The organism is Bremerella sp. TYQ1 (assembly GCF_020150455.1).
Taxonomy (GTDB): Bacteria; Planctomycetota; Planctomycetia; order Pirellulales; family Pirellulaceae; genus Bremerella; species Bremerella volcania_A.
Window position 1 is genome coordinate 5183468 of sequence record NZ_CP083740.1, and the last position, 13547, is coordinate 5197014.

Genomic DNA, 13547 nt, shown 5'->3' on the forward strand with positions numbered 1-13547 from the left:
ACTATTTTCCAGCGACGGGAATCAGTTGAATCGCATCGGCGTGAACGTTGCCGCCACCGTTGCTGATCACTTCGACATAAGACTCTTCGCCAGGCTGGATCGAGAAAACGCCCAGGGACTGGAAGCCACCTTCGATCGGTGGAGCTTCTTGCATGTTGACGATCGTCGATTCCTGCGAGGCACCGGTGACCAACGTGACGTTTACCTTTTCGCTTCGATTTTCGTGTGGGAGATAAGCGTAGCGGACTTCGTATTTGCCACCCTTTTCCACTTTGATTGGGAAGCGAATCGAAGCTCCCTTTTGACCGGTGTAAAGATAACCATGGTTAACGTATCCCTTGAGACCGGTCCCTTCCGACCATTGGCCAGACTTTTCGGCGTGACGGTCATCGATCACGATTCCAGCCATCTTGGAAGGATCGAGTCCCGTTGGCGGACCGTAGGGAGAAGTTGGCAGAAGATTCTTAGGCATTTCGATGGCGGCATCGACCGTTTCTCGACGTGCCTGACCGGGAAGCTGGAGCAATTCGTCCATTTCGTCCCAATGCTCTTCGTACACTTCGCGTGGTGAGCAATCATGGATTTTGCAAATCGACGATGCTTTACCGACCACTTCGCCCATCATGCCGCATGTCTTCATCACGCGAACGGTTCCCAAGGCTTCATGCGTAACGCTGATGCAGCGGCCAGCCATGAAAAGGTTCGGAATGTTCTTCGAGTAGAAGCAACGGTAAGGGACAGGGTAACCATACGAACGGTCAACGCGACGGTCGTGAACGGCAATCGAAATGAAAGGATTGTCGGGGAACTTGTCGGCGAATTCCTTCTTGGGATAGTGAAGGTCGATCGACCACGTACTCGGCACACATCCATCAGGAAATTCCCGCTTCGCGACAATATCGTCTTGCGTCAGCAGGACGTCACCAATCAAGCGGCGCGACTCACGCGGACCGCCGATGTAGGCCAACCAAGTCAGTTCGGCATTCTTATGCTTCGAGGCCCCTTCGCGGTTCTTCATGGCATTGAACGCGCCGTACACGGCTCGCAAGTTCCAGTCGCGAATTGCTTCCGCGCCATGGATTGGGTCTTTGTCGAAACCGCTTTCCCAGAACCACTGACCGTGATGGTCGCGTGGGTAAGGGAAGTCTTTCATCGTCAGGTCCAACGCCCATGGCGTTTCAGGAAAGGTGGTTTCTTCGTCTGCTTCGTCCCAACGCCACATGTTGCTCATACCCATGCGGCCCTTGTCGGTTTGATCGTACAGGGCTCCTGCAAGAGCTCCGATGCTGCCATGTCCGGTGGCATCGCAGAATAATGTTCCTTCAAACTTGCGAACCTGACTGGTGCGAGTATCGAACGCAGTAACCGAAGCGATCTCGCCATCTTTCATTTCCAGATCGTTGGCATGATGATTCAGGAAAAGATCGATATTCGGTTCAGAGCGAACGAGGGCTTCTTTCTTGTCGTCGCCAAATTCTTCATAGGTGCCAGGCGACTTCTTCGCTTTGTCGGCGAATTCGTCGATAATCTCACCAATGCGAGGGTACTTACCACGACGAATCAAGCCCATCGCCCAGACACGGACTTCGCTACTACCGTTGCCACCCAGCACAGGACGGTCTTGGATTAAAGCGACTTTACAGCCCATCCGAGCAGCGCTGATCGCGGCACCCATGCCGGAGTAACCACCGCCGATGACGACCAGATCGTAAGGACCTTCGGTCTTGATATCTTCGGTGATGCCGAGTTGCTGCTTGCGCCACTTGGCCAGTTGATTGCCGCTGGTAGGAGGCGTTGCCGTGGTGTCGGTCGTAAAGTAGATCGCATCGCAGCGACCGTCGAAACCTGTCAGGTCTTTCAAGCTCAGCGTGACTTTTTCGTTTTCGATGTCGACGATACCGCCGTCATGCCAGAACCATTCAGCGCTTTCGGTACCAAAGGTTTCTTCTAGGGGCTTTCCGTCGATCGCCAATTGAAACTTACCTGGAGCACCAGGGGCATCCCAACGGGCAACCCAATCTTTGGTTCGGACGAACACTCGGTACCGGCCTGTCGAAGGAAACGTGACTTCGGTCTTCGCTTCCGCGACGGGCTTGCCGAGGCCGTGGGCCAACAGATAGGGAGAACCCATCTCGCTGATGAACTGGGTATCGAGTTTCCAGCCGCCGTGGTCCGTAAAGCTTTCGGCTTCGACCAATACATCCGCGGCGAAAAGGGTGGATGTCCAGAGACAAACAATTGCCGCCAGCGCGGCATAGGCAGTGGTTTTCATAGGGGAATCAGTGCCAGAAATGGAAGTGGGCAGGATGGAGGGGACGGAAGATAAGCTCCGCAAATCGACTTATAGTCTACCACATTCCCCCCTTGGTAACGCAAATCGACAGAAAAATGACGCATCTCCGCAGGGATAAAACCCCTTTGGGTGGTGTGATTTAAGGTGGATTCATGCCCCGCATCGTGGTTTACTGTGAAGAAATCAATAAATTCGTCTTGCCTCCCTTATAGTTGACATGTAAACTATAAGGGAGTTGGAGATTATTATTATGACCCCGCCAGGACTGAAAGACGAACTCAAGAAGCGGAACCCGTTCGATTCCAAAGAACAGGAAGCGATCCTCAATATCTTGCGGACGAGCGACTTGTTTCATAATCGACTCGGGCGATTGCTCCGTGAGTACGGCCTGACAGGTTCTCAGTACAACGTGCTGCGAATCCTGCGTGGGGAAGGCAAACCGTTGCCTTCGTTGGAGATCGCGGGACGTCTGATTCAGGTCGTCCCTGCGATCACTGGACTTATCGATCGATTAGAAAAACAGGAACTAGTGAGCCGAGTCCGCTGCGACAAAGACCGCCGAGTGGTGTATGTCGCGATCACGGACAAGGCTCTCGAGATCCTGGCCCAAATCGACCAACCCCTGATGGATGCCCATAAGCAGTTGATGGGACATCTAAATCAGCAGGAGCTTCAGCAGTTGATCGATTTGTTAGAAAAATCACGCGGCGGTGTAACCGACGACGAAAAGTAAGCATCTGTTTTTTTAGTTCAATAGTTTACGTGTAAATAATTCACCAGGTGTTCTAATTTCGGAGTCGACCCATGAGTTTCCAGGACAAAGTTGTTGTCATCACCGGCGGAACCTCCGGTATCGGAGAAGCCACCGCATACCTCTTTGCCAAGCAAGGGGCCAAAGTCGTCGTCGCTGGTCGGCGGGAGGAAGCCGGCAGCGCGATTGTTGATCGGATTAAGTCGGACGGTGGTTCCGCGTTGTTCATTCGGACCGATGTCACTCGGGAAGAGGACGTCGCCGGGCTTATTGCAAAAACGGTCGAAACGTACGGCCGCGTCGACATCGCGTTCAACAACGCTGGCGTCGAAGCAACGGGACCGGTCGAAGACGTCACCGTCGATCAGTACCGCAAAGTGTTCGACATCAACGTCCTGGGCGTATTCCTCAGCATGAAGCACGAGATCCCGCAGATGCTCAAGCAAGGAGGTGGGGTGATCATCAATACCTCCAGCATCGTTGGTCACATCGGCATGCCGGGGGCGAGTGTTTATATCGCCTCAAAGCATGCGGTCGAAGGGGCTACGAAAACGGCCGCTTTGGAATATGCCCAGAAGGGAATCCGGATTAACGCGGTGGCACCTGCGGCAACGGCGACCGACATGATCGATCGCTTTGCCGGCAAGGAAGGTTCCGAAAACCGAGAGGCACTTGCCGCTCAGCATCCGATGAACCGACTTGCCACGGCAGAAGAAATCGCTGGCGCTGTCGCTTACCTCGCCTCGGATGCCGCATCGTTCACGACCGGGATCAGTTTACCGGTCGATGGTGGTTACCTCGCCAAGTAAAGGAATTCAGTCATGATCAACGTTCGTAAGGCAGCCGATCGAGGCTACGCGGATCACGGTTGGCTCAAAGCCTTCCATACGTTTTCGTTTGCCGGGTACGTCGATCGCGATCACGTTCAGTTCCGCAGCTTGCGCGTGATGAACGAAGACCGAGTCGCCCCCGGGCAAGGCTTCGGGACTCATCCGCACAACGACATGGAAATTGTCACCTACGTGCTGGAAGGTGCCCTGGAGCATAAGGACTCGATGGGCAACGGCGAAGTGCTACGGCCTGGCGAATTCCAGCGGATGACGGCTGGTACCGGAATCACGCACAGCGAGTTCAATCCTTCGTCGGACGAGCCGGTTCACTTGTATCAAATCTGGCTTTTCCCCGACCGAAAAGGGCACACGCCCAGTTACGAACAGAAGCGATTTCCCGACGAGCAGTTGCAAAACACGCTCCGGGTTGTCGCTTCACCGGATGCCGAAGAAGGTTCCTTGGCTATCCATCAGGATGCCAAGATCTTCCTCAGTAAGCTCGACGCCGGACAAAGCGTCGAGCACCCCGTCGCCGAGTCACGTCACGCGTGGCTACAAGTGCTGCGGGGGAAAGTGACGCTCAACGGTCAGTCGCTCGACACAAGCGACGGCGCGGCTGTCAGTGACGAGCGTCTCTTGAAAATCGAAGCCGATGGCGATGCCGAGATCATGTTGTTCGATCTCGCCTGAGCCGAACGTTCAGGGCGGTTCTGATTCCCAGGTCAGAGCCGTCCTTTTTTTATGAATCCTTAAAAACCAATCGAGGAGCTTTCCATGAATCCTGTCGCCCAAGGCGTGTTGACCGTTGCCGGTCGTTTGATGATCGTCACCATTTTTCTGATGAGTGCGCTGGGGAATAAGATTCCACAGTTCTCCGGTGTCGTGCAGTACATGGCCTCGGAAGGTGTCCCCGCACCGCAGATCATGCTGGCAGGCGCGATCCTCTTTTTGATCGCCGGAGGGCTTTCGATTTTGGTCGGTTTTTATGCTCGTATTGGTGCGGTGTTGCTGTTTGTTTTCCTCGTTTTGGCGACGTACTTCTTCCACGATTTCTGGACGTTTGAAGGTCAGGAACAACAAACGCAGATGATTCAATTCATGAAAAATCTCTCGATGATGGGGACAATGCTCTTCCTGATAGCGGTTGGTTCCGGTCCTTGGAGTTTGGACAAATGCCTCGGGAAATCGCAGCCTGAAACGGCTGAGAGCGTCTCTTAACGTTGCTCCATTATCGCACGGTTCTGTCCAGCCGGCGAAAGATAGTTGCCAAGACGCGAAGCAGCACCGATGCTTCGCGTCTTCTTTTTTGCGCCTCGTGAGTCAGGGAAGAAAGTCGACCCTAGTTTTTCCGGAAATCAATGCGCAGACTTGGGCGAATTACGACCTCCGATCGTTTGATTCGGACAATACCTTGCGAAAACTTGTTGTACGGTTGTGCAATACTTCGTTACAATTCGTTCTTTACGAGACGTCGAGCGTGTTGGCCAAAAATAAGGGGGCTTCAAATCACATTGCCCCTCGCGGTTCCTTTCAATGCTTCGTCGTGGAATGGTCGCACGAATTGAAGTATGCTGGAGCGAACCTTTCCTGCCCCTCCCCTTCCCTCTAGCTTGGGAGCTTGCCCCGTGATTCGCATCTTTGCCTGGTTGCCATTCTGTTTGGTCACGTTCGTTTCGGTGGTCGCTTCGGCGGACGTTGTCGTTGCGGACGAAAATTCAAAGCCGAATATCTTGTTCCTCTTTTCGGACGACCAAAGTTACGAAACGACCGGCTACCGTGGCATGACGCAAGTACAGACGCCGCACTTGGACGAGCTCGCGCAGCGATCGCTTTCGTTCAATCATGCCTACAACCAAGGCTCGTGGAGTGGGGCCGTTTGTGTGGCAAGTCGTACGATGCTCAACACCGGACGTTTCGTGTGGCATGCCAACGATGTCTACAAGACAGCAGAAAAGGAGCGTGCCGATGGTCGTTTCTGGGCGGAGCATTTGAAGAAGGCAGGCTACAAAACCTACATGACCGGCAAGTGGCATGTGCCTGCCAATGCGGCGAAAGCGTTTGACGTCACCGGGCACGTCCGGGGTGGCATGCCGAAGCAAACGCCACAAGGCTACGATCGACCGAAGAGTCCGGAAGATAAGCAATGGCAACCGTGGGACAAAAAGTTCGGCGGCTTCTGGGAAGGTGGCAAGCATTGGAGCGAAGTGGTTGGTGACGAAGCGGTGGGCTTCCTGCAACAAGCAGCCAAGGAAGACGATCCGTTCTTTATGTATATCGCCTTCAATGCCCCGCACGATCCGCGTCAGTCACCGAAAGAATTTGTCGACATGTATCCGGCCGATGAAATTGAAGTGCCGGAAGACTTTCTGCCGCAGTATCCCGATTGCAAAGAGATCGGCTGTGCCCCGAGCTTGCGTGACGAACACTTGGCGCCCTTCCCCCGCACAAAGTATTCGGTGCAAGTCAATCGCCAGGAATATTACGCGATCATCACGCACATGGATCAGCAGATCGGTCGCATTTTGGAAGCACTTCAGCAGAGTGGCAAAGCAGACAACACATACGTCTTCTTCACCTCCGATCATGGGCTCGCGTGTGGCCATCATGGCTTGATGGGGAAACAAAATTCGTACGACCACAGCATTCGTGTTCCACTGTTGGTTTCCGGTCCTTCGATCAAGCCTGGCGAAAACGACGCGGCCGTTTACCTGCAAGACATCATGCCGACGACACTGGAATTGGCCGGCATCGACAAGCCAGAACATGTCGAGTTCGTTAGTTTGCTGCCACTGATCCGAGGTGAAAAAGATCAGTCGTACGATGCGATCTACAACTGCTATCTGAACGTGCAGCGATCGATTACCGACGATGGTTTCAAGCTGATGGTTTATCCAAAAGCGAAGAAGGTCAAGCTGTTCGATCTGAAGAACGACCCTCAAGAAATGAAAGACCTGGCCGGCGACTCTGCATACGCCGAGAAAAAGCAGCAGTTGTTCGCCACGCTCGAACAATGGCAGACCCACGTGGGTGATCCGCTGCCATTGGACGCGAGTCTTGTGAAGTAGCTGAACGCCGCGTGTCGTTGCCTGGTAGGCCCCACGGTTGCTCGCAGCGTGGAGCGGTGTTGCGGCATGAAGGTCGATTGCTAGGGGCGATGAATCTTCGGCCGCCCCGTTGGGGCTTAAGATGTCTCGGGGGTAGACGGTATCAGGGGCTTCCGCCGCTGGCTATTATCGGTCGCCCCTTTGGGGCTGCGGATCAAGTCGTACGTCATCCAGGTGCAACAGTTTGATTCGTGTACACGGGTGGTACCGGTTTTTTGAACCGGTATCGGCGGAGCCGACAAGAAGCCATTGCATGAAGCTGGTCCCCGGGGCGTGTGGAGAAATTTGGCAGCTTTTTTGCCGGTTTGCCCTGAGATTTCTTAGTTCGGTTGAGTCATTTTTCGGGGCATTCTTAGGGGATCAAAGAAACTGGACCGCCTCCGGCAAGGTAATAAGGGGTGGATCGAGGTTTGCCTTGGATAGGGCGCCTTGCGAAAAATCGGATTGCCAAGACCGCCCCTTCCCTGCGACACTCATCGGACTGGCACGAACTAATACGGAGAAGCTGCTCGTGAAATTGATTGCCACTTTCCTGTCGGTCGGCGTTTTGCTGATGGCCGTTGGACATGTTGCCGCGGCGGAATCGGACGCCGCGAAGCAGTCCCCTGCGCTGGTGAACATCACGCGGCAAGATCACCAAGGAACCGTCCACCAGATTGCGACAAGTTCGCGAAAGGCGGTTCGGGTGTTCGTCTTCATGACCGGCGAATGTCCTGTCTCGCGGACTTACTTTCCGGTGCTGAACGATCTGTACACCACGTGGGGCAAGAACGAGAAGGATATCCAACTGCTCGGAGTTTGGGCGGACGTGACGCAGTCGCCGAAGGAGGTCTCGACATTTGCCGAAGAGTTCTCGCTCGACTTCCCGATATTGTTGGATCGTGATGCGGCGCTCGGCAAAGCTCTGCAACCGACGACCGTTCCGGAAGTGTTTGTTATCGATCCTCACGGCGAGATTGCCTATCGCGGTCGCATCGACGATCGCTTTCTGCAGTTGGGTTCGCGCAAGCCGGAACCGACCGAAGATACGTTGAAGCTGGCAGTCGAGAAAGTTCGTGCTGGTCTTCCAGTTCCTATTGCGACAACGGAACCGGTCGGTTGTTACTACGAGCTTCCGCCGATGAAAGCTCCGAGCGAAGCTGAGCTGACATTCAACCGAGACATTGCCCCGATTTTGAATGCCAACTGCGTGGTATGCCATCGCGAAGGAGAAGTGGGGCCGTTCACGTTGACCAGTTATATGGATGCGGCCAAGCGAGCTCGGCAAATTGCCCGAGTCGTCGACGAGAAGCTGATGCCCCCTTGGAAAGCGTCCCAGGTGCATGGCGAATTCGAGGGTCAGCGAACGTTGACCGATCGCGAGATCGACACGCTGAAAGCCTGGGCGAAGACCGAACGTGCCGAAGGGGACCCTGCCGATTTGCCACCGCTGCCGACGTTTGCGTCGGACTGGAAGTTGGGCGAACCTGACTTGGTGCTGGAAATGGAAGAAGATTTCGACGTGCCAGCTGGCGGGCCAGATATCTTCCGCAACTTCGTGATCCCGTACGAGATTCCCCAAGACAAGCTAGTCGCCGCGGTCGAATTCAAGCCAGGCGATGCTAGCGTCGTGCATCACTCGATTCTTTACATCGACAACAGCGGTAAGGCTCGGGAAAAGGATGAGCGAGCCGCCGGTCCAGGCTATTCGACCTTTGGCGGGCCTGGTTTCGTGCCAGCGGGATCGATCGGAGGATGGTCGCCTGGGAAGATGCCTCGCTTCCTGCCGGATGGTATGGGCAGACGGATGCACAAAGGGGCCGACTTGGTGATGCAGATTCATTATCACCCCAGTGGTAAAGCTGCGAAGGACCGCTCGAAGGTCGGGATCTACTTTGTCGACAAGCCGAAGCAGGAAGCGTTTGCCATTTGGACGTCGTCGTTCGATTTGCACATCCCGCCAGGGGAAGCGAACTACAAGGAAACGGCTTCGTACAAGCTGCCGGCTGACGTGACGCTGCTCAGCTGTATTCCGCACTTGCACTTGCTCGGGCAGCAAATGACCGCGACGGCTCACTTGCCCGATGGTAGCACGAAGGTGCTGATCGACATTCCGCAGTGGGATTTCAACTGGCAAGACGAGTACATGGTGGCCGAGCCGTACACGTTGCCAGCAGGAACGAAGATTGTTGTGGAAGCGACCTACGACAACTCCGCAGCGAATCCCTCGAACCCGAGTTCACCGCCGCAGCTGGTGACGTTCGGCGAAGAAACGACCGACGAAATGCTCTACTGTTTCTTTTTGGTCGTTGCCAACGAAAAAGCGAACACCGGCCTGGTGGCGGGGGATGCGTTTACCCAAGAGGTGATGCGTCGTGCTGCTCATCGCCTTAAGGGTGGCAAGTAGGGAGGCATCTCGCCGTTACGATTCGCCGGGGACGCTAGCACGGCCGGCTTGTGGTCTGCCGTGCTTCGATAGGAAAGCGAATTGATCTCAATTGACCGCCTCTGCGGCAATGTCTATCGTACACGCCCCGCATGCTGTCGACTTCGACGGAGTGAAGGCGATCGCGGCAGGTACGATAGAATTTTAAGCCCCCAGGCATGCCGCTCGGTGGCCGAGTCTTGGGGCGGAATGGAATCTTAATTATGTGGCAATACTCACGGATGAGTGCCATCCTGGTCGCTTGGGCCGTAATGGCGACCTCGAACTCTCTTCTTGCGCAGCAGCCAGGCTTTAACTCGGGGCCCATTCCGATCACCGTCGATGGCAACGAAGCGCCTGCCAATCCGTATCGTGGGCCGGTTCCGATGCAAACTGGCGGACCGCCGCAGCAGTATCAGTCGCCGCAATATCAAACCGCCCAGCAGCCGTCGCAATATTCGCAGCCACAATCGCAGTTCACACAAGCCCAGCCGATTCCTCCGGCCGGCCAAGGACAAGCACCGCAGCAGCAGCAACCGATGCCGCCGCAGGACGGCTCGCAGTTTCAGCCAAGCTTCGGTCCCAATTCGGTGCCGCAAGGAAGCTCTTTCGCAGGTCCGCAGCAACCAGCTGCTCAGCCAAACCAAGCCGCCGCTGGGGCAGCTCCGAGTGGGCTGGCGTTGCCGGAAGAAGATTTGACGCTGGAGCAAATCGAGGCACTGCGCAAGGAAGCAGAGCAAGTCGCCGATCTGAGCGAAGACAACAAAAAGCGGATTGCCCAGCTGTATGCCACGGCGGCAGCCAAGTTGAAGGAAGCCCACGAATCGGCTGCCAAAGCAGCTACGTACGCCCAGGAAGCGAAGCCGGAAGTCATTCAGCCTCGCTTGAATGAAATCAAGAAGAGCCTGGACGACCTCCAAAAGATGAAGCCTGATACGTTCGCCGAACTTCCCTTGCCGGAACTCGAGCAGCGCCAGGCCAAGCAGGAGCTCGACAACACGGCGATCCAAAAAGAACGCTTTGCCGCCGAAGGGGAACCGAAACGCCGCGTCGAACGCCGCAAACAAGTTCGCGAATGGATGGTCGATCTGCCGAATCAGTTCGGCAAACTGAAGCAAACGGCCGAATCGATTTCGCCTGACGAGCACCCCTTGGTTGCCCAAGCCATCAAGACCGAAACGATGGCTAAGCGGATTGCCCTTTATCGTCAGTACGTTGCCGCCGAAGCGGAAATGGCGAAGTTCGATGCGGAAGAAGCGGTCGACTTGATCCGCTTTGAACGCGACCTGGCCACGCAGCGGCTTGCGTTCGCCGAACAAACGATGAAGTCGATCGCCGAGCAAATCAAAAAGAAGCGTGCCGATGCCGCTCAGGAAGCTGTTCGCCAGGCGCGGCAGCAGCTGATTATGGTGCAGCCGGTTTTGAAGTCGTACGCCGAACGAAACCAGCAACTCGCCGAAACATCTCAGGCCATCACCAAGAAGCTGGAAGATGCTGAAAAGGATCTGAAGCAAGCGGACGAGAACCTCAAGGATCTGCAAAAAGATTTCCGCGATACCAAAGAGAAAGTCGAGAAGCTCGGCCTGACTAGTTCGATTGGTGTGCTGCTTCGTAAAGAACGAACGGCCCTGTTCGAGAAATCTCCTTGGCGAAGCGGTGTGCCCGATCGGGAAGAGCTGATCGGCGAAGCCCACTTCAAGTACTTCGAGTATGACGAAGAACGCCAGGAACTAGCCAACCCCGAAGTGCTCGTTCAGCAAGTTCTCGCCGAAGCGAACGAACAGGACGCAGAAAAGAGAGAACAGCTGGAAGCGACCACGCGCGAACTGTTTGATCGCAAGCGAGACTTCCTCGATTCGTTGATCAAGAACAACGCGAAGTACCTCAACACGTTGATCGAATTGAAGACGAAGGAACAGGAAACGGTCAACGAGATCGCGGCCTATCAAACTTACATCGACAAGCGTGTGCTGTGGATTCGCAGCGGTAACATCCTGGCCACCGAACTTCAAGTCGATGAATCAGATCGAGCATTCCTGCTGCCGGCCAACTGGATTGAAGTCTCCCGCGTCGTTTGGTCGGACGTGAAGCGAAACTTGTTGATCTGGGTGGTTGTCGTGTCGTTGTTCGTCTCGCTGGTCATCAAGCGAGGCCGTCTGCGCAATACACTGAAAGAGCTGGGCGAAACGGCTCAGAAAGCAGGCTTCTTTGGCTTCTGGCCAACGATGCATGCCATTTTGTATTCAACCCTTTTGGCTGCCGTGAATCCGGCGTTCATGGCTTTCGTGGCGTGGCGACTGATGTCTGCTTCGACCGATCAAACGTTTGCCATCGCGGTGGGTAACGGTTTGTTCTGGACCGCCGTGCTGTGGTTCCCACTGGAACTGCTACGAAACGTTTGTCGCGGCAAAGGGCTCGGCGAAGCCCATTTCAAGTGGCCGGAGTCGTCGCTGCGATTGCTCGGGAAGAGCTTGACCTGGTTGATTCCGGTTTTGCTACCACTCAGCTTTATCACGTCGACGTTCTATGCGAGCGATCCGACGCACGGACACGACGCCATTGAGCGTGCTTGTTTCATTGTGCAAGCCTTCGTGCTGGCCGCCTTCCTGGGACGTATCTTGCATCCGACAGGCGTGTTTCAGGAATACCTGGCTTACAACCAAGGGGGCTGGGTCGATCGCTTGAAGTACGTCTGGTACTGGGGAGCTGTCTCGGCACCGCTGATCTTGGCCGGCCTCGCGTTCTGGGGTTACTACTACACCGCGCAAGTGTTGTCGTGGCGATTGTTCGCGACGCTTTGTTGTGTGATGGCATTGATGATGTTGCGAGCCACGTTGATGCGATGGGTGATGCTCGCGCGGCGTCGCTTGAGTATCGCTCAGGCCCGCGAACGTGCCGCTGCGGCGGCTGCCCAGTCAGGAGATTCGGCCGCCGCTTCGTTGTCGAACTCGATCCTGGCCGAACAAGCCAAAGAAGAACTGTCGGCTCATAGTGCTCAAACGCAGCGCTTGCTCGCGACAGGGATGTTCACCATTTCGTTGGTCGGCCTATGGTTGATCTGGAGCACCGTGCTGCCTGCTTTGAGCATGTTGGATCGCTTCAGCTACGAAATTGAAACGACTCAGGAAGTCGCCAAGTCGGAAATGCCTTCGCCAACCGGAATGCCTACTGGCGCCGCGGCGGAAGGTGGCGAAGCAGAAGTGAATGCCGACTCGAACGAGAAAGTCGCCACGCGAAAGATCACTCCACTGACGATTGCGTTTGCGGGCTTGATCTTGGTTCTGACGTTGGTCTTCGCTCGCGACATTCCTGGTTTGATGGAAATGACGATCTTACAGCGTTTGCCGCTGGAACCGTCGATTCGCTACGCAATTACATCGCTGACGAGTTACGCGATCGTGATGGGCGGGATCATCTGGGCGTTCTCCAGTGTCGGCTTGCAGTGGTCGCAGATTCAATGGCTTGCCACGGCGTTGACGTTCGGTTTGGCATTCGGCCTTCAGGAAATGTTCGCCAACTTTGTGGCGGGGATCATTATCTTGTTCGAGCGTCCGATCCGCGTTGGCGACATCGTGACGATTCACGACGTGACTGGGGTGGTGTCGAAGATTCGTATTCGTGCGACGTCGATTACCAACTGGGATCGCAAAGAGTATGTCGTGCCGAATAAAGAATTCATCACGGGACGCCTGCTCAACTGGACATTGTCCGACACGGTGAACCGCGTGGTGATCAACGTCGGCGTCGCCTACGGTACCGATACCGAAGCGGCCCGGAAGATCTTGCTCGAGATCGCCGAGAAGAATCAGTACTTGCTGAAAGATCCTGGTCCGAGCGCGACGTTCGAGGGCTTTGGCGACAGCACGCTGAATTTGGTTCTGCGTGGTTTCCTGCCGAACCTGGAAAACCGGTTGGCTGTGATTACCGATCTGCACACCCAGATCGACAAAGCCTTCCGCGACGCGAAGATCGAGATTGCCTTCCCACAGCGAGATCTGCATATTCGTACCGCACCAGGGGTTGCCGCGGCATTGGGTGTTCCGGAAGCCAAAGAGAATGCTCCCGCTGCCCCTGCTGCCGAAGCCAAACGCGACGCCGCTTAGGCCTCGCGTATGGCAAACCGCTAGCACGCAAGTCGCTCTGGCTTGAAATGGGCGGATTCGAT

8 protein-coding genes are annotated in these 13547 nt (G+C 55.4%); 7 read left to right on the forward strand and 1 reads right to left on the reverse strand.

Annotation, left to right across the window (positions count from 1 at the left end; translation table 11 throughout):
• Position 1: 1 nt before the first annotated feature.
• A complete protein-coding gene (locus tag LA756_RS21145; RefSeq protein WP_224436712.1) occupies positions 2 to 2272 on the reverse strand; it encodes an FAD-dependent oxidoreductase in 2271 nt (756 codons plus the stop codon).
• Between the two features lie 271 nt (positions 2273 to 2543).
• On the opposite strand from LA756_RS21145, the gene LA756_RS21150 reads away from it, so the two are divergent.
• From LA756_RS21150 to LA756_RS21180, 7 genes are all read left to right on the forward strand, one after another.
• The gene (locus tag LA756_RS21150; RefSeq protein WP_224436713.1) at positions 2544 to 3026 is read left to right on the forward strand and encodes a MarR family winged helix-turn-helix transcriptional regulator; all 483 of its coding nucleotides are present in this window, start codon (positions 2544 to 2546) and stop codon (positions 3024 to 3026) included.
• Between the two features lie 71 nt (positions 3027 to 3097).
• Positions 3098 to 3853 carry a glucose 1-dehydrogenase gene (locus LA756_RS21155; protein WP_224436714.1) on the forward strand — a complete coding sequence of 252 codons (756 nt, stop codon included), beginning with the start codon at positions 3098 to 3100 and terminating at the stop codon, positions 3851 to 3853.
• 12 nt (positions 3854 to 3865) lie between these two features.
• The gene (locus LA756_RS21160) at positions 3866 to 4564 is read left to right on the forward strand and encodes a pirin family protein (RefSeq protein WP_224436715.1); all 699 of its coding nucleotides are present in this window, start codon (positions 3866 to 3868) and stop codon (positions 4562 to 4564) included.
• A gap of 84 nt (positions 4565 to 4648) precedes the next feature.
• Positions 4649 to 5092 (forward strand): DoxX family protein, encoded by a 444-nt coding sequence (locus LA756_RS21165; protein ID WP_224436716.1) that lies wholly within the window; start codon positions 4649 to 4651, stop codon positions 5090 to 5092.
• Between the two features lie 407 nt (positions 5093 to 5499).
• Positions 5500 to 6939 carry a sulfatase-like hydrolase/transferase gene (locus tag LA756_RS21170; RefSeq protein ID WP_224436717.1) on the forward strand — a complete coding sequence of 480 codons (1440 nt, stop codon included), beginning with the start codon at positions 5500 to 5502 and terminating at the stop codon, positions 6937 to 6939.
• 550 nt (positions 6940 to 7489) lie between these two features.
• A complete protein-coding gene (locus LA756_RS21175; RefSeq protein WP_224436718.1) occupies positions 7490 to 9364 on the forward strand; it encodes a redoxin domain-containing protein in 1875 nt (624 codons plus the stop codon).
• Between the two features lie 242 nt (positions 9365 to 9606).
• A complete protein-coding gene (locus tag LA756_RS21180) occupies positions 9607 to 13485 on the forward strand; it encodes a mechanosensitive ion channel domain-containing protein (RefSeq protein ID WP_224436719.1) in 3879 nt (1292 codons plus the stop codon).
• The last annotated feature ends 62 nt before the right edge of the window (positions 13486 to 13547 follow it).